The organism is Pseudoxanthomonas sp. SE1 (assembly GCF_029542205.1).
Lineage (GTDB): Bacteria > Pseudomonadota > Gammaproteobacteria > Xanthomonadales > Xanthomonadaceae > Pseudoxanthomonas_A.
In genome coordinates this window covers 1,275,331-1,292,361 of the sequence record NZ_CP113783.1, presented here as the reverse complement: position 1 = coordinate 1,292,361, position 17,031 = coordinate 1,275,331, and the positions used below count along the sequence as shown (strand labels likewise).

At 66.5% G+C, this 17,031-nt stretch carries 15 protein-coding genes; 5 read left to right on the top strand and 10 right to left on the bottom strand.

Translation table 11 applies throughout. The features are described 5' to 3' along the window. The first annotated feature begins 86 nt into the window (after window positions 1-86). Window positions 87-1,487, top strand: coding sequence for a CehA/McbA family metallohydrolase domain-containing protein (locus OY559_RS05905; protein WP_277729132.1), 1,401 nt, complete (start codon window positions 87-89; stop codon window positions 1,485-1,487). Between the two features lie 485 nt (window positions 1,488-1,972). Here OY559_RS05905 and OY559_RS05900 read toward each other — a convergent pair whose 3' ends face one another. Together OY559_RS05900 and OY559_RS05895 are read right to left on the bottom strand one after the other, a co-directional pair. After that, window positions 1,973-2,278: a hypothetical protein gene (locus tag OY559_RS05900; protein WP_277729131.1), complete on the bottom strand. Its 306-nt coding sequence runs from the start codon at window positions 2,276-2,278 to the stop codon at window positions 1,973-1,975. Between the two features lie 162 nt (window positions 2,279-2,440). Further along, window positions 2,441-2,941: a pyridoxamine 5'-phosphate oxidase family protein gene (locus tag OY559_RS05895; RefSeq protein ID WP_277729130.1), complete on the bottom strand. Its 501-nt coding sequence runs from the start codon at window positions 2,939-2,941 to the stop codon at window positions 2,441-2,443. 214 nt (window positions 2,942-3,155) lie between these two features. Between OY559_RS05895 and OY559_RS05890 the strand changes: the two genes are divergently transcribed. After that, a complete protein-coding gene (locus OY559_RS05890; RefSeq protein WP_277729129.1) occupies window positions 3,156-3,515 on the top strand; it encodes a glycine zipper 2TM domain-containing protein in 360 nt (119 codons plus the stop codon). A gap of 180 nt (window positions 3,516-3,695) precedes the next feature. On the opposite strand, the gene ispH is transcribed toward OY559_RS05890, so the two are convergent. From ispH to murJ, 5 genes are all read right to left on the bottom strand, one after another. Beyond that, entirely contained in the window at window positions 3,696-4,646 is a 951-nt protein-coding gene (ispH, locus tag OY559_RS05885) for a 4-hydroxy-3-methylbut-2-enyl diphosphate reductase (RefSeq protein ID WP_277729128.1), read from the bottom strand. A 196-nt stretch (window positions 4,647-4,842) separates the two neighbouring features. Next, window positions 4,843-5,343: a signal peptidase II gene (gene lspA / locus OY559_RS05880; protein ID WP_277729127.1), complete on the bottom strand. Its 501-nt coding sequence runs from the start codon at window positions 5,341-5,343 to the stop codon at window positions 4,843-4,845. A gap of 84 nt (window positions 5,344-5,427) precedes the next feature. Further along, on the bottom strand, window positions 5,428-8,259 hold the full coding sequence (gene ileS, locus OY559_RS05875) for an isoleucine--tRNA ligase (RefSeq protein WP_277729126.1): 2,832 nt from the start codon (window positions 8,257-8,259) through the stop codon (window positions 5,428-5,430). Further along, window positions 8,256-9,203, bottom strand: coding sequence for a bifunctional riboflavin kinase/FAD synthetase (locus tag OY559_RS05870; RefSeq protein WP_277729125.1), 948 nt, complete (start codon window positions 9,201-9,203; stop codon window positions 8,256-8,258). The genes ileS and OY559_RS05870 overlap by 4 nt, the downstream gene beginning before the upstream one ends. 79 nt (window positions 9,204-9,282) lie before the next feature. Further along, window positions 9,283-10,893, bottom strand: a complete 1,611-nt coding sequence (murJ, locus tag OY559_RS05865) for a murein biosynthesis integral membrane protein MurJ (RefSeq protein ID WP_277729124.1) — start codon at window positions 10,891-10,893, stop codon at window positions 9,283-9,285. A gap of 127 nt (window positions 10,894-11,020) precedes the next feature. Here murJ and rpsT point away from each other — a divergent pair, with 127 nt between their 5' ends. Next, window positions 11,021-11,290 (top strand): 30S ribosomal protein S20, encoded by a 270-nt coding sequence (gene rpsT, locus OY559_RS05860; protein WP_062355047.1) that lies wholly within the window; start codon window positions 11,021-11,023, stop codon window positions 11,288-11,290. A 127-nt stretch (window positions 11,291-11,417) separates the two neighbouring features. Here the strand turns inward: rpsT and cgtA are convergent, their stop codons facing one another. The 3 genes from cgtA to rplU form a co-directional block, all read right to left on the bottom strand. Next, window positions 11,418-12,470 (bottom strand): Obg family GTPase CgtA, encoded by a 1,053-nt coding sequence (gene cgtA, locus OY559_RS05855; protein WP_277729123.1) that lies wholly within the window; start codon window positions 12,468-12,470, stop codon window positions 11,418-11,420. Between the two features lie 134 nt (window positions 12,471-12,604). Further along, window positions 12,605-12,865, bottom strand: coding sequence for a 50S ribosomal protein L27 (gene rpmA / locus OY559_RS05850; protein ID WP_142123858.1), 261 nt, complete (start codon window positions 12,863-12,865; stop codon window positions 12,605-12,607). Window positions 12,866-12,877: 12 nt separating this feature from the next. Further along, window positions 12,878-13,186 carry a 50S ribosomal protein L21 gene (rplU, locus tag OY559_RS05845; RefSeq protein ID WP_055935657.1) on the bottom strand — a complete coding sequence of 103 codons (309 nt, stop codon included), beginning with the start codon at window positions 13,184-13,186 and terminating at the stop codon, window positions 12,878-12,880. A 444-nt stretch (window positions 13,187-13,630) separates the two neighbouring features. Between rplU and uvrA the strand changes: the two genes are divergently transcribed. After that, window positions 13,631-16,576, top strand: coding sequence for an excinuclease ABC subunit UvrA (uvrA, locus tag OY559_RS05840; protein WP_277729122.1), 2,946 nt, complete (start codon window positions 13,631-13,633; stop codon window positions 16,574-16,576). Then, window positions 16,573-16,998 (top strand): acyl-CoA thioesterase, encoded by a 426-nt coding sequence (locus tag OY559_RS05835; protein WP_277729121.1) that lies wholly within the window; start codon window positions 16,573-16,575, stop codon window positions 16,996-16,998. Before uvrA ends, OY559_RS05835 begins: the two co-directional genes overlap by 4 nt. Window positions 16,999-17,031 lie beyond the last annotated feature (33 nt).

Here is a 17,031-nt window from a genome sequence, read left to right as displayed (position 1 = left end):
CGCCGCCGGCGGATGCCCGCGGCGCGCTTCTTCTTCCCGCGATACCGCCGCACGCCGCGGCGGCATCCTGCTTCGCGAGGACTTCGATGCGCTTCCTCTTCCTGCCGGCCCTGTCGGCCCTCCTCCTTTCCGCCTGCGCCACCGATCCCCACGCCGGTCGCGGTTGGCAAGCCGGCGACCACCACGTGCACAGCGAGTGGAGCGTGGACTGGGATCGCAGTACCTCACCGCCCACGCCCATCCGCGGTGGCGACTCGCCGTACACGCGCAGCCGCAACGCACGGCAGGCGCTGGCGTTCGGCCTCACCTGGATGGTGCATACCGATCATGGCGGCCCCGGTCACTCCGCCGTGACCCGCGACCACGCCTGGCCAGCGCTGGAACAGGCGCGCAGGGACGTGCCGGCGCTGATCCAGTTCAACGGCATGGAGTTCGACGTACCGGCCGCCGAACACGCCTCGCTGATCATCCCTCCGGGCCCGCGCGAGCGCGATCAACTGGTCGAGATCGAACGCCGCTTCAGCCGCAACGAACCCACCGACGGTGTGCAGCGCGACGACACGCAAACCATGCTCGATGCGCTGGTGCACATGCGCACCCTGCCCGCGCCGCCGCTGATGTTCGTCAACCACCCCTCGCGCACCGCCACCGGCGTGGGCCAGTGGGGCGAGGTGGAACCGGCCGAACTGCGCGCCTGGCATGACGCCGCGCCGCACGTCCTGGTGGGCATGGAAGGCGCGCCCGGCCACCAGGCCACGCGCACCGAGCGCGGCCTGTACCGCAACGCCGCCGCGCCGACGTTCGGCGGCTTCGACCAGATGACCACGCAGGTGGGCGGCGTGTGGGACACCTTGCTCGCGGAGGGCCGTCGTTTCTGGATCACCGCCACCTCCGACTCGCACCACAACCTGCGCGACGGCGGACGCGATTACGATCCGGGCGAATACAGCAAGACCTACGTGTGGGCACGGCGCGATGCCGGCGACATCCTCGACGGCCTGCGCGAGGGCCGCATGTTCGCCGTCACCGGCGACCTGATCGATGCACTGGAACTGAAGGTGCGCAGCACCGACGGCGCTGCACACGTCGCAACCCTGGGCGACACGCTCGTGCTCCCGGCGGCCAGCACGATGCGTATCGAGCTGCGCGTACGGCAACCGGCAACTCCGAATGCCCATGGCGAACGCCCCCTGCTGGCGCAGATGGAGCTGATCGTCGGCACGCCCGGCGACGACGGCATCCCGGTCATGCAGACGCGCCGTTGGGGCGCGGGCACCTGGCGGCGCGACGGCGACTGGCTGTCCGTCACGTGGGAGGTGCCGGTACCCGCTCGCGGCGCATTCGTGCGCGCGCGTGGCAGCAGCACGCACGAGGCGACGGCGCAGGCGGATGTGCCCGGCGAGGATCCTTGGCAGGACCTGTGGTTCTATTCCAACCCTGTCTTCATCGACGTCACCGGCACCTCGTCGCAGACAGCCACGCACTGATGCGCAAGACAGCACGCGTTCACGCCGCGGTGTGACCCGGCCCGCACTTCAGGCCGATTCGGCCCCGCGCGTTGACGTGGTCTTTGCGAATCGCGCGCGACACTGCACGCGTGGTCGATGCCGCAGCAGCGGCCTGCCGGATCCGGTGAAACAGCCACGGCGACCACGCGGGTACCGTTGTGCGAAGCCCTAGCTTCGCCCAGCTTGGCTGCAAGTGCGTCCCCGTCGAAGGATCGCTGGCGCGGTACCCTCTTCCTGATGCAGTGCATCGCGAAGTCCCTTCTCCCCGCATTGCGGGGAGAAGGTGGCCGAAGGCCGGAGGAGGGGCGAGCGCGATGCATCCGGCGCAGCTACCGCGCCCATCGCCACCACCGCCACAGCCAGCAGGCCTGCGGCGCGCAGGGGTGTCAGCGCGGGGGCACTACCTTCGCAATGGCGGCGCGTGCGCAGTACGCGACGGCGGCCAGCATCAGGCGAGGCGCGCCTCATACGTTGGGCGGCAACGGCATGCGCACGCGCGGCGCGCCATCGGCGGGCGCGGCCAGCGATTGCAGTTGGCAGAACGTGGCGTCGTAGGCAGCCACCTCCTCCTGGTACTGGCACAGCGCACGGAATGGGCTGCATGCGGACAATGCCTGTGCGGTGGCGCGCAGGCGTTCACCGTCGGGATGGGTCTGTACCAGCGCCGCCACCCACACGGTGAGCGCTTCGAGTTGGCCGGTGGTACGGGCGTCGCTGGTTTCCAGTCGGTCCAGCAGGTTGTGCAGATGGGTTTGCGAATACAACAACATGGGGCATGACATCCGGTGAGTGATCACCGCGGCCTGGCCCCTGTTCCAGCGCGTTGGTTTTCCCTGTTCACGGGCGTCACAACGCGCGCCGGCCAAACCGGCGCGGCCGGAGTCAGGCGCCGTTGGGGAAGGCGTGACTTCCGGCCTATCGATGCCCCCGGATCACGCCGGGTGCGTACGCAGGTCCACGTCGGCCACTTTGTCCTGGTAGTCCTCCTTGGGGTCCACACCGAACAGCAGCTTCACCCCGGCCAGCAGGCTCTGCTCGTTGAGCCATATCTCCGCATGTTCGGCATCGAAGCGCAGCAGCGCCAGCTTGGGATCATTCTTGCCGCCCTCGTACCATGCGGCGACGAAGGGGTTCCACAAGCGATCGATCACCGCGCGATCATCATCGCGAACCAACATGCCTTGCAGGCTGGCGAACACATCGTGTCCCATCGACGCGAACGTGGCCAATGCGCGCTGCGGGGATCGCGTGCGCTGGGCAAGCTGGTTGTCGGTGGCGGTGAAGATCCACAGCGGACCACGGCCTTCATGTTCCAGCAGCGCGGTCATCGGCCGCGTATGGCCCGCCTCCGCACCATCGAGCCCCAGCATCAAGGTGCGATCGGACTTGATTGCTTTCCAGAGCTTCTTTTCCAGTTCTTCGGGGGTATGCATGGGCGCGACTCCTCTCGTCTCGTTGCCTGCAACGTAAGGCGGCCGGTGTGGTGCGTACGTCAATATCGCCCGCCATCCGTCAGCCCGCCGTCATGTTTGTGGCGGGATCGTCACGCACAGCGAACCGGGGCATGAACGCGCAACGCGGATTTCACTTGTCGTTCGCGACGGGCCGCGCAGGCTCGCATGGCGATACCCACCAAGGAGATTCGCCATGAACACCCCTCGCCTCCTGCTGTCGCTGGGCCTGATGTCGATGATGTCGGCCACTGCAGCGCAGACGTATGGCCCGGAAGACGAAGGCCGCCGTTTCAACGACGGCAGCAAGGTCGTCTGCAAGAACGTGGAAGTGCAGAAGAACAGCAAGGACCCCAATCGCGTGGCGGGCACCGCCATCGGCGCGGTCGTGGGCGGCCTGCTGGGCAATCAGGTCGGCAGTGGCAGCGGCAAGAAAGTCGCCACTGTCGGCGGCGCTGTGGCCGGCGGCGCCATCGGCCGCAAGGTGCAGGGCAACAGCCAGGAAGACAAGGGCGACCGCATCGTGGAACGCCGTTGCGAGCGCGTGTACCGCTAAGCGCACCTGCCCCGGGACAGGTGCCGGCTGGCGCCCGCGGTGACGAGGCCGCGGGCGCTTTCCTGTCTCTCATCCGGGCGCGGTCGCACGGAGAGTACGCTCCTCGCATGGCGGGTTTGAAGCCGCTGCGTTCTTCGCGGCTCCATTCCCCGGTCCGTCCGGGGCCGGCGCCAGGAGCCGTCAGGACACCAGTTGCAGCCGCAGTTCCTTGGGCAGTGCGAAGACCATGTTCTCGGGCTCGCCTGCGAGTTCGCTGACACCACCCGCGCCCAGGTCGCGCAGGCGCTGGATGACCCCTTCGATCAGCACATCGGGCGCGGACGCACCGGCGGTCACGCCGACGCGCTGCTTGCCCTCGACCCAGCGCGGATCGATCTCGTGCGCGCCATCGATCAGGTACGACTCCACGCCATCACGTTCGGCCAGCTCGCGCAGGCGGTTGGAGTTGGAGCTGTTGGGCGAACCCACGACCAGCACGAGATCGCATTCCTTGGCCAGATCGCGCACGGCGTCCTGGCGGTTCTGGGTGGCGTAGCAGATGTCATCGTTCTTCGGCCCCTGGATGGCCGGGAACCGCCCCTGCAGCGCCTGGATGATGCCGACCGTGTCGTCCACCGACAGCGTGGTCTGGGTGGTGTAGAACAGGTTTTCGGGTTGGCTCACGTCCAGCGTGGCCACCTGCTCGATGTCTTCCACCAGGTAGATGTGGCCGTCGCCGCCCTCGCGGCTCCACTGGCCCATCGTGCCTTCCACCTCGGGGTGGCCGGCGTGGCCGATCAGCACCACATCGCGGCCGGCACGGCAATGACGCGCCACTTCGAGGTGCACCTTGGTGACCAGCGGGCAGGTGGCGTCGAACACCTTCAGGCCACGGCTTTCAGCCTCGTTGCGCACGGCCTTGGACACGCCATGCGCACTGAAGATGACCGTGGCGCCGTCGGGCACTTCGTCGAGTTCTTCCACGAAGATCGCGCCGCGCTGCTTGAGGTCATCGACGACGAAGCGGTTGTGCACCACTTCATGCCGCACGTAGATCGGCGCGCCCAGCGTCTCGATGGCGCGCTTGACGATCTCGATGGCGCGGTCGACGCCGGCACAGAAACCACGGGGATTGGCGAGCAGGACGTCCATAGAATCCGATAATACCGAAGGCAGGAAAATGAAACGCTAAACGTGTTGCCGGTGCCTATTCCGCATGGCGCCTACGCCCCTCTCCCGCCCGCGGGAGAGGGGAGCGGGGTGAGGGCAAACCGCCGCGATGCGCCCCGTAGGGTGCGCCCTGGCCCACCGTAGGGGTGTGTCACCGAGCGGCGGGCCGGGGCCCGCCCTACGCGGCCTTCTTCTTGCCGTCGAACAGGCCGAACAGCGCAATGCCAATGGCGCCGCCGACCACCGCGCAATCGGCGATGTTAAACGCGGGCCATTCCTTGCCGGGCCAGTAGTACCACTGGATGAAGTCGATCACGTGCCCGTGGATCTGGCGGTCGATGACATTGCCCAGTGCACCGCCGATGACCAGTGCGTACGGCAGCGCCTGGCGCCAGTCGCCGCGCGCAGTGCGCGACAGCCAGAAGCCCAGCAGGCTGCTGATGCCCACCGCCAGCACGGTGAAGAACCACAACTGCCAGCCGCCGGCATCGGCGAGGAAGCTGAAGGCCGCGCCGGTGTTGTAGGTGCGATACCAGTTCCAGAAGCCTTCGATCACCGGGATGGCGGTGTATTCCGGCAGCGAGGCCAGCACCCATGCCTTGGACCACTGGTCAAGGCCGATCACCACCACCGACAGCAGCAGCCAGATGAGTGCGTTTGGTTTGGGGTGTTTGTTCATCGCATTCCTGTTGGAAGAAACCTGTAGGAGGGGCTTCAGCCCCGATGCCTCGATCGGGACTAAAGCCCCTCCTACAGAGGAAACTCAGAACCAGCGGCGGTCTTCGCCAGCACCATCGATGTTGCTGACGCAGCGGCCGCACAGTTCCGGATGCCCGGCATGCGCGCCGACATCGGCGCGGTAGTGCCAGCAGCGCACGCACTTGCTCTTGGTGGTCGGCGTAGCCAGCACGAAGACCTCGTCGGCGCTGACTTCGGATACGGTGACGTCGCCGCTGATGAACAGGAAGCGCAGCTCTTCGGCCAGCGGCTGCCACTTCACCGCAGTGGCGGCATTCACCGACACCGTGATCTCGGCTTCCAGCGCGGCGCCGATCAGGCCGTTGGCGCGCATCGGCTCAAGCACCTTGGCGACCTGCTCGCGCAGCGCCAGCAGTTCGTCGAAGTCGGCAGCATTCAACGCGGCATCTTCCGGCAGCGGCACCAGGCCGTCGTACCAGGTGGCGAACAACACGTTGCCGGCGCGTTCGCCGGGCAGATAGCCCCACATCTCCTCGGCGGTGAAGCTGAGCACCGGCGCGATCCAGCGCACGAAGGCTTCGGCGATATGGAACATCGCCGTCTGCGCGCTGCGGCGCCCGCGCGAATCCTCGCGCATGGTGTACAGGCGGTCCTTGGTGACGTCCAGGTACAGCGAGCCCAGGTCGACGCTGCAGAAGTTCAGCAGCGCCTGCACGATCTCGGCGAAGTCGTAGCGGTCGTAGGCGGCCTTGATCTTCTCCTGCACCTCGTAGGCGCGATGCACGATCCAGCGGTCCAGCGCGACCATGTCGGCCGGGGCCACCCGATCGCGCGCGGGATCGAAGCCGTTGAGATTGCTGAGCAGGAAGCGCGCGGTGTTCCGCAGGCGCCGGTAGGCGTCGGCGTTGCGCTTCAGGATTTCCTGCGACAGCGACATCTCGTTGCTGTAGTCGGCGCTGGCGATCCACAGGCGCAGGATGTCCGCGCCCAGGGTCTTCATGATGTCCTGCGGCTCGATGCCGTTGCCCAGCGACTTGGACATCTTGCGGCCGTGCTCGTCCACGGTGAAGCCGTGGGTGAGGCACTGCTTGTACGGCGCCGCCTTGTCGATCGCCACGCCGGTCAGCAGCGAGGACTGGAACCAGCCGCGATGCTGGTCCGAGCCTTCCAGGTAGAGGTCGGCCGGCTTGCCGATGCCACGGTCCAGCAGCACCGCTTCGTGGGTGACGCCGGAATCGAACCAGACATCGAGGATGTCGGTGATCCTGTCGTAGTCCTTCGCTTCGTCGCCCAGCAGTTCGGCGGCGTCCAGCGTGTACCAGACATCGACGCCGCCCTGCTCCACCTTGTCCGCCACTGCACGCATCAGCTCGACGCTGCGCGGGTGCGGCTCGCCGGTTTCGCGGTGCACGAACAGCGCGATCGGCACGCCCCAGGTGCGCTGGCGCGAGATGGTCCAGTCCGGACGGCCATCGACCATGCCGGCGATGCGGGCTTCGCCCCACTGCGGGAACCAGCCGACCTGCTTGATCGCCTCGAGCGCGTCGGCGCGCAGGTTGGCCTGTTCCATCGAGATGAACCACTGCGGCGTGGCACGGAACGCGATGGGCGTCTTGTGGCGCCAGCAGTGCGGGTAGCTGTGTTCCATCTTGCTGAAAGCGAGCAGCGTACCGTCCTGCTTCAGCACGTCGATGATGATGTCGTTGGCCTTCCAGATATGCAGGCCGGCGAGCTCCACGCCACGCGCGGCCGGCGTGGACGGCAGGTACACGCCACGGCCATCGACCGGGTTGAGCTGCGCGGCGGTGTACGTGTCCAGCAGGCCGTACTGCTTGCTGACGACATAGTCCTCCTGGCCGTGGCCGGGCGCGGTGTGCACGGCGCCGGTACCGTCTTCGGCCGACACGTGGTCGCCCAGCAGCACCGGGATGTCGCGCGTGTCGTAGAACGGATGCGCGAACAGCACGCCTTCCAGCGCACTGCCCTTCACACGTGCATGCACGACCACGTCGGTGACGCCGTATCGCTGCAGCGCGCGCGCGGCCAGCGCATCGGCCAGCACCAGCCAGCGGCGCTTGCCGTCGTGCGCGGGACCTTCGACCAGGGCGTATTCCAGATCGCCGCCGATGGAGATCGCCAGCGAGGCCGGCAGCGTCCACGGCGTGGTAGTCCAGATCGGCAGCGCGACCTCGACATCGGCAGGCACGGTGGCGCCGAACGCCCTCGCCACTGCCTGCGCATCGCGCGCGGCGTAGGCGACGTCGACGGCGGGCGAGACCTTGTCGGCGTATTCGATCTCCGCCTCGGCCAGCGCCGAGCCGCAGTCGAAGCACCAGTGCACCGGCTTCACGCCGCGCGTCAGGTGGCCGTTGGCGACGATCTTGGCCAGCGCGCGGATCTCGTTGGCCTCGAAGCGAAAATCCAGCGTCTTGTACGGGTTGTCCCAGTCGCCGATCACGCCCAGGCGCTTGAAGTCCTTGCGCTGGATGTCGATCTGCGACTCGGCGTATTCACGGCACTTCTGCCGGAACTCGACCGCATCGAGCTTCACGCCGACCTTGCCGTACTTCTTCTCGATGGCGATCTCGATCGGCAGGCCATGGCAGTCCCAGCCCGGGATGTAAGGCGCATCGAAGCCGGCCAGGTACTTCGACTTGACGATGATGTCCTTCAGGATCTTGTTGACCGCGTGACCGAGGTGGATGGCCCCGTTGGCGTACGGCGGGCCGTCGTGCAGCACGAACAGCGGGCGGCCCTTGGCGTTGTCGCGCAACTGCGCATACAGGCCCTGGCTTTCCCAGCGCGCCAGCGTGTCGGGTTCGCGCTTGGGCAGGTCGCCGCGCATCGGGAAATCCGTGGCGGGCAGATGGAGGGTCGCTTTGTAGTCCTGGCTCACGCCGTCGCTCGTTCTTTGTGTTCGGAAAGGAGTGCGCGCGCCTGCTCGGCATCGCGATGCATCTGCTCGGTGAGGCTGGGCAGATCGGGGAATTTCAGTTCGTCGCGCAGCTTGGCGACGAATTCGACTTCGATATGGCGCCCGTAGAGGTCGCCGGCGAAATCGAACAGGTGGGCTTCAAGTAACGGCTCCACGCCTTCGACGGTCGGCCGCGTGCCGAAGCTGGACACCGACGGCCAGGGCTGGTCGCCCACGCCGTGCACCCAGGTGGCGTAGATGCCGGAAAGGGCCGGCGTCTTCGGGAAGCGCAGGTTGGCGGTCGGAAACCCGAGCGTGCGTCCGAGCTGCTTGCCGCGCACGACGCGGCCGCCGATCGCATACGCCCGACCCAGCAGGCGGGTGGCGGTGGTGAAGTCGCCGGCCTTCAGCGCTTCGCGGATGCGGGTGCTGGAGACGCGGTCGCCCTGCACTTCGACCGGCGGGATCGAGTCGGCACTGAAGCCGAGTTCGCTCCCCATCGCCTGCAACAGGCCGACGTCGCCGCCACGGCGATGGCCGAAGCGGAATTCCGGGCCGATCCAAACCTCGCGGGCTGCCAGCCGGCCGACCAGCAGGGTGCGGACGAAGTCCTCTGCCGACATCGCCGAAAGCTTGGCATCGAAGCGCAGCAGGCCGACGCGATCAGCGCCAAGGTCCAGCAGGCCCTTGACCTTGGCGCGCGCCAGGGTCAGGCGCGGCGGCGGATGGTCCTTCGAGAAGAACTCGCGCGGCAGCGGCTCGAAGGTGATTACCACCGCCGGCACGCCGAGCGCGCGGGCACGGGCGACGGCATGCCGCACCAGCGCACGGTGGCCCGAGTGCAGGCCATCGAAGGCGCCGATGCAGACCACGCTACCGTGCGGGCACAGAGACCCGCCATCGACGTCACGGAACAGCCTGCTCATGGATTCCTGTCAGAACGGATGCGCCCACGGCGGATCCGGGATATTGCAAGACCTTGAAGTATAGCCGTCCGGGCCCGCTTCAATGCCCACGCAGGTCACGTGGACGGATGCCCTGCAGGTACAGCAGGCCGGCATACAGTCCACCGCCCGCGCCGACCATCACTGCCAGCCGCCAGCCGCGCTCCCACCAGGCCCATGGGGTCCAGTCGACCCAGACGAAGCGGAACGCGACCACCACCAGGGTCATCGCCACCGTCGCAAGGATGATCTGCCGCAGGAACCGGGCCCATCCCGGTTGACGCCGGTACACGCCGGCCTTGCGCAGCAGCCAGGCCAGCTGCAGCGCGTTGACCCAGCCGGCGATGGCGATGGCGAGCGCGAGCAGTGTGTGCGCGCCCTGCACCTGACCCAGGGCCAGCATCAGATTGCCGCCGGTCGCCCGCAGCGCCTGCTGGCCAGGTTCCGTGGCGTGCAGCAGCAGCGCGAAGAACAGCAGCAGGCACAGCGCATTCGTCAGCACCGCCACCACCGCCGCCCTCACCGGGGTGCGGGTGTCCTGCCGCGAATAGAACGCCGGCGCCAGCACCTTGACCAGCAGGAACGCCGGTATCGCGATCGACTGCGCCATCAGGCTCCAGCTGGCCATCCGCACGTCGAGGTCCCCGAACTTGCCGTACTGGAACAGGGTGGACAGCAGCGGTTGGGCGCACAGGATCAGCCCTGCGCAGGCCGGCAGACCGATCAGCAGGCAGAGCCGGAAACCCCAGTCCAGCCCCTTCGAATAGCCCTCGGGATCGGTCTCGGCATGCCGGCTGGAAAGGTGCGGCAGGATCACCGTGCCGATGGCGACGCCGAACATGCCCAGCGGGAACTCGAGCAGACGGTCACTGTAGTAAAGCCAGCTGACGCTGCCGCTGATCAGCAGCGTGGCCACCCAGGTGTTCAACAGCAGGTTGAACTGCGCCACCGAGGACCCGAACAACGTGGGCACCATCAGGGTCATGATCCTGCGGACGCCCGCGTGCGCCACATCCAGCCTGGGTCGTGGCAGCAGGCCAATCCGGAACAGCGAGGGCAGTTGGAAACCCAGCTGCAGCAGGCCGGCGACGAATACACCCCAGCCCAGCACCATGACCGAGCTGCCGAACCATTCCTTGGCGGCTAGCGCCGCCGAGATCATCGCCACGTTCAGCAGGATCGGCGACAGCGCCGGGATGGCGAAGCGCTGGTAACTGTTGAGGATGGCGCCGACCAGCGACGCCAGCGAGATGAACAGCGCGTAGGGGAAGGTGATCCGCAGCAGATCGGTCAACATCGCCGTCTGCCCGGCATCGAAGTTCGGCGCGATGAGCCGGGCGATCTGCGGCGCAATCAGGATGACGATGGCGGTCAGTACCATCAGCGCGGCAGCCAGTGTGCCGGCTACCCGGTCGACCAGGGCCTTGACCTCCTGCGCGCTGCGGGTGGCCTTGTACTCGGCCAGGACCGGGACGAAGGCCATCGAGAAGGAGCCCTCGGCCGACAGCCGCCGCATGAAGTTGGGGATGCGGAACGCCACGAAGAAGGCGTCCATCATCGCGCTGGCGCCGAAGACGTGCGCGTAAACCTGGTCCCGGACCAAGCCGGAGAGCCGGGACAGGAAGGTCATGGAGCTGAAGACGGCGGCCGAACGCAGCAACCTGCCGCTCATCGCCCCCCCTTTTCCCGGGGACGACCCCGGTTGACGCAACCCATTGAATGCCCCATAATTTCCGGCTCAATTACCCGTCTTCCGTTCACCCCCTGAATTCTCTCAGGTATTCACCAGGAATCCCACCGTGGCAAATATCAAGTCCGCCAAGAAGCGCGCCAAGCAGACCGTCGTGCGCAATGCGCGCAACGCCGGTCAGCGTTCGATGCTGCGCACCGCCGTCAAGAAAGTCCTGAAGGCGCTCGACGCCAACGACGCCGCCGGCGCCCAGGCCGCGTTCGTCTCGGCCCAGCCGATCCTCGACCGCCTGAGCTCGCGCGGCCTGATCCACAAGAACAAGGCTGCCCGCCACAAGAGCCGCCTGAACGCCCGCATCAAGGCCCTGCAAGCGGCCTGATTCACGGCGGTACGCAACGCGAAGACACGGGAACCCGCCGAAAGGCGGGTTTCTTTTTGCCTGTGCCCTGGCGATGGCGGAACGGCCACATGAAAAAACCCGCCATCCGGCGGGTTCTGTTCGACACTCAGCCCTCGCGGGCGGCCTCGTCGGCCTCTTCCTTCTGGCGATCGAAGAACGCCATCACATCCTTCATGATCGGCCAGGTGCCTTCGCGCGAAATCGCCGATACCTGGTACCAAGGCTGCGTCCAGCCCAGGCTGGCGATGATCTCGTCGGCGCGCTCCTTGGCCTCGTCCTCGAACATCAGGTCGGCCTTGTTGAGCACCAGCCAGCGCGGCTTCTGCAGCAGCTCGGGGTCATGTTTCTCCAGCTCGCGCTCGATGGCGCGCACCTGTTCGACCGGATCGATGCCGTCCACACCACCTTCCATCGGCGCCATGTCCACCAGATGCAGCAGGATGCGCGTGCGCTGCAGGTGGCGCAGGAACGTCGCGCCCAGGCCGGCACCGTCGGCAGCGCCCTCGATCAGGCCCGGGATGTCGGCGATCACGAAGCTGCGGTGCGCTTCCACGCTGACCACGCCCAGGTTCGGATACAGCGTGGTGAACGGGTAGTCGGCCACCTTCGGCGTCGCCGCCGACACCGCGCGGATGAAAGTGCTCTTGCCCGCATTCGGAAAGCCAAGCAAGCCGACATCAGCCAGCAGTTTCAGCTCCAGCTTCAGCAGGCGCTCCTCGCCCTCTTCACCCGGCGTGGCCTTGCGCGGCGCACGGGTAATCGAGCTCTTGAAATGCATGTTGCCCAAGCCGCCCTTGCCGCCCTTGGCCACCAGCAGACGGTCGCCATGCTGGGTGAGGTCGCCGATCACCTCATCGGTGCTGACGTTGGTCACCACCGTGCCGACGGGCACCGTGATGGTCAGGTCTTCACCCGCCTTGCCGTACATCTGCCGGCCCATGCCGTTCTCGCCGCGCTGGGCGCGGAACTGGGTCTGGTGGCGGAAGTCGACCAGGGTGTTGAGGTTCTCGTCCGCCTGCAGCCAGACGCTGCCGCCGTTGCCGCCATCGCCCCCGTCAGGCCCGCCCAGCGGAATGAACTTCTCGCGGCGGAACCCCACGCAACCGTTGCCGCCGTTGCCGGCGCCGACCTGGATTTCTGCTTCGTCTACGAGTTTCATGGGATTGGACTGACGTAATGAGGGGATGTGGAACGAATGCGGGATGCGACCGGCGTCATGCACTGGAAACGACATGCCCGCAAACGAAAAGCCCCGCACGCGGCGGGGCCCTTCGCTCAGCGTGCGCGAAAGCCTCAGGCTTCCGTCACCACGCTCACGGTACGGCGCTTCTTGGCGCCCTTGATCGAGAACTCGACCTTGCCGTCGACCAGCGCGAACAGCGTGTGGTCTCGGCCCAGGCCGACGCCCGGACCCGGATGGAACTGGGTGCCGCGCTGGCGGATGATGATGTTGCCCGCATCGATCGCCTGACCACCAAAGACCTTGACGCCCAGCATCTTCGGATTGGAGTCGCGGCCGTTGCGCGATGAGCCTACGCCCTTTTTATGTGCCATGACTGCTTCTCCTTACTTGTTGATGCCGGTGATTTCGATTTCGGTGTAATGCTGCCGGTGACCCTGGCGCTTCATGTGGTGCTTGCGGCGGCGGAACTTGATGATGCGCACCTTGTCGGCGCGGCCATGGCCGACGACCTTCGCGGTGACCGTGGCGCCCTTCAGGGCGTCACCCAGGCTGATGGTCTCGCCATCGCCCAGCATCAGGATGTTGTCGAAGGTGAGCTCGTTGCCGGCTTCGGCTTCGAGCTTCTCGACGCGGAGCGTCTCGCCCTTCATCACGCGGTACTGCTTACCGCCCGTGACTACGACTGCGTACATGTGGATTCCTTGGTTTCTGTAGTTATTTTCTGGAGCCTGCCTGCCATCGAGGGCGGACAGAAGCGGAATTTTAGTGGATTCAGCGAGTTACGGTCAACCCCGCCCTCGCGCAGAACCATCACCGGCGCCCTAGGCACCGCCTTCACGGACAGGAATTGTCCGCATCTGCGCGCAGACTGCTGCCTGAAGGCGGTCGCAGGTCCCGCCCGCAACGGGGCAGACCATTGTAGATCAATGACTTGGATGGATCGCTTCCCGTGGCCCGGCTTGCCGACGGCGGTCGCGGGCACGGCGGCGGCCTGGCCCGCCACCCCACCCGGGTCGTCGCGCCCCGCCTGACTGAACTGCCCACCCGAACCCGCCACTTCGCTGGCAATGGCGGTATTTGCCCCCACTTAGGCAGATCGCTACGCTTCCTTGTTCGCTTTCCGGACCCCCCACCCGATGGCCATGGACTTCATCCGCATCCGCGGAGCCCGTACCCACAATCTCAAGAACATCGATCTCGACCTGCCGCGCGACAAGCTGATCGTGATCACCGGCCTGTCCGGTTCCGGCAAATCGTCGCTGGCGTTCGACACGATCTACGCCGAGGGCCAGCGCCGCTACGTGGAATCGCTGTCGGCATATGCACGCCAGTTCCTGAGCGTGATGGAGAAGCCGGACGTCGACCACATCGAAGGCCTGTCGCCGGCGATCTCGATCGAACAGAAGTCGACCAGCCACAACCCGCGCTCCACCGTCGGCACGATCACCGAGATCTACGACTACCTGCGCCTGCTGTACGCACGCGTCGGCCTGCCGCGCTGTCCCGACCACGGCTACCCGCTGGAAGCGCAGACCGTCAGCCAGATGGTCGACCAGGTGCTGGCGCTCGATGGCGAACAGCGCTACATGCTGCTGGCGCCGGTGATCCGCGAGCGCAAGGGCGAGCATGCACAGGTGTTCGACCAGCTGCGCGCGCAGGGCTTCGTGCGCGTGCGCGTGGATGGCGAGCTGCATGAAATCGATGCCGTCCCGCCGCTGGCGTTGCGTCAGAAGCACACCATCGAAGCCGTGATCGACCGCTTCCGCCCGCGCGAGGACCTCAAACAGCGCCTGGCGGAAAGTTTCGAGACCGCGCTGAAACTCGGCGACGGCATGGCCCAGGTGATGTCGCTGGACCAGCCCGAATCCGCACCGCTGCTGTTCTCGTCGAAGTATTCGTGTCCGGTCTGCGACTACTCGCTGCCCGAACTCGAACCGCGCCTGTTCTCGTTCAACTCGCCGGTCGGCGCCTGTCCCACCTGCGACGGCTTGGGCGTCGCGCAGTTCTTCGATCCGGCGCGCGTGGTGGTGCATCCGGAACTGTCGCTGGCCGCTGGTGCGGTGCGCGGCTGGGATCGCCGCAATGCGTACTACTTCCAGCTGATCGCTTCGCTGGCCAAGCACTACCAGTTCGACACCGACGCGCCGTGGCAATCGCTGCCGGAGAAGGTGCAGCAAGCCGTGCTGTACGGCAGTGGCGAAGAAACCATCACCTTCACCTATCTCACCGAATCGGGCGGACGCACGCAGCGCAAGCATCGCTTCGAGGGCATCGTGCCGAACCTGGAGCGCCGCTACCGCGAGACGGAATCGCCCGCAGTGCGCGAGGAACTAGCGAAGTACATCAGCGATCGCCCCTGCCCTGACTGCCAGGGCGCGCGACTCAACAAGTCCGCGCGCAATGTCTTCGTCGCCGACCGTCCGCTGCCGTCGTTGGTGGTGTTGCCGGTGGACGAAGCACTGGCGTTTTTCCGCGGCCTCGACCTGCCAGGCTGGCGCGGAGAAATCGCCACCAAGATCGTCAAGGAGATTGCGGAACGCCTTGGCTTCCTGGTCGACGTGGGCCTGGACTACCTGACGCTGGAGCGCAAGGCCGACACGCTCTCCGGCGGCGAAGCGCAGCGCATCCGACTGGCGTCGCAGATCGGCGCCGGGCTGGTGGGCGTGATGTACGTGCTCGACGAGCCCAGCATCGGCCTGCACCAGCGCGACAACGAGCGTCTGCTGGGCACGCTGACGCGCCTGCGCGACCTCGGCAACACCGTGATCGTGGTGGAGCACGACGAGGACGCCATCCGCATGGCCGACTACGTGCTCGACATCGGGCCGGGCGCCGGTGTGCACGGTGGCGAGATCGTCGGCCAGGGCACGCTGCAGGACCTGCTGGAAGCGCCGCGTTCGCTGACCGGCCAGTACCTCTCCGGCAAGCGCCAGATCGAGGTACCGAAGGCGCGCCACAAGGCCAACCCGAAGATGACGCTGCACCTGCGCGGCGCCACCGGCAACAACCTGAAGGACGTCGACCTGGACATTCCGTCGGGACTGTTCACCTGCGTCACCGGCGTGTCGGGTTCGGGCAAGTCCACGCTGATCAACGACACGTTGTATTCGCTGGCCGCCAACGAGATCAACGGCGCGTCGCACAAGCCGGCGCCGTATCGCGAAGTGACCGGACTGGATCTGTTCGACAAAGTCGTCGACATCGACCAGTCGCCGATCGGGCGCACGCCGCGTTCCAATCCGGCGACCTACACCGGTCTGTTCACGCCGTTGCGCGAACTGTATGCGCAGGTGCCGGAAGCGCGCGCACGCGGCTATTCGCCGGGCCGCTTCAGCTTCAACGTGCGCGGCGGCCGCTGCGAGGCCTGCCAGGGCGATGGCATGATCAAGGTGGAGATGCACTTCCTGCCTGACGTGTACGTGCCCTGCGACGTCTGCCACGGCAAGCGCTACAACCGCGAGACGCTGGAGATCCTCTACAAGGGCTACAACATCAACGACGTGCTGGAAATGACCGTCGAGGATGCGCTGACCCTGTTCGAGCCGGTGCCGTCGATCGCGCGCAAGCTGGAGACGCTGATGGACGTGGGCCTGAGCTACATCAAGCTGGGCCAGAGCGCGACCACGCTGTCCGGCGGCGAAGCGCAGCGCGTGAAACTGTCGAAGGAACTCTCGCGCCGCGATACCGGCCGTACGCTGTACATCCTCGACGAGCCGACCACCGGCCTGCACTTCCACGATATCGAGCACCTGCTGGCCGTGCTGCACAAGCTGCGCGACGACGGCAACACCATCGTCGTCATCGAACACAACCTGGACGTCATCAAGACCGCGGATTGGGTGGTGGACCTGGGTCCGGAAGGCGGCCACCGTGGCGGACAGATTCTCGCGACCGGTACGCCGGAAGAGATCGCGGCGCATCCCGGTTCGCACACTGGCCGTTTCCTCGCCAAGCTGCTGCCCGAATCGAAGGCGCCCAAGGCCAGCAAGCCGGCTGCCGTCGCCAAGCCCGACGTGCTGCCCCCGCGCAAGTCCGCCACCAAGAAAACCACCAAGTCCACGACGAAGAAGGCCGCACGATGAGCGCAACCGATCCCAACGCCGCCGGCCGCAAGCTGCTGGCGAAGATTCCGATCGGCGTGCGCTGGCGCGACATGGACAGCATGGGCCACGTCAACAACGCCAAGTACATTTCGTACCTGGAGGAAGCCCGTGTGCGCTGGATGCTGACGGTGCCGGAAGTGTCGATGACCGACCGCATCGCGCCGGTCGTGGCGGCCAACAACATCAACTACAAGCGCCCGCTGACATGGCCGAATGATGTGGTGGTTGAACTCTACGTCGACCGGCTGGGCACCAGCAGCGTCACCATCGGCCACCGCATCGTGTCGGCCAAGGACGACAGCGTGCTGTATTCCGACGGCAACGTGGTGGTGGTCTGGATGGACACGCAGACCGGCCACAGCGCGCCACTGCCGGCGGCGATCAGGGCGGTGTCGGAATAGGTCCAGCAAGCAACCCTGTGGGAGCGACGTGAG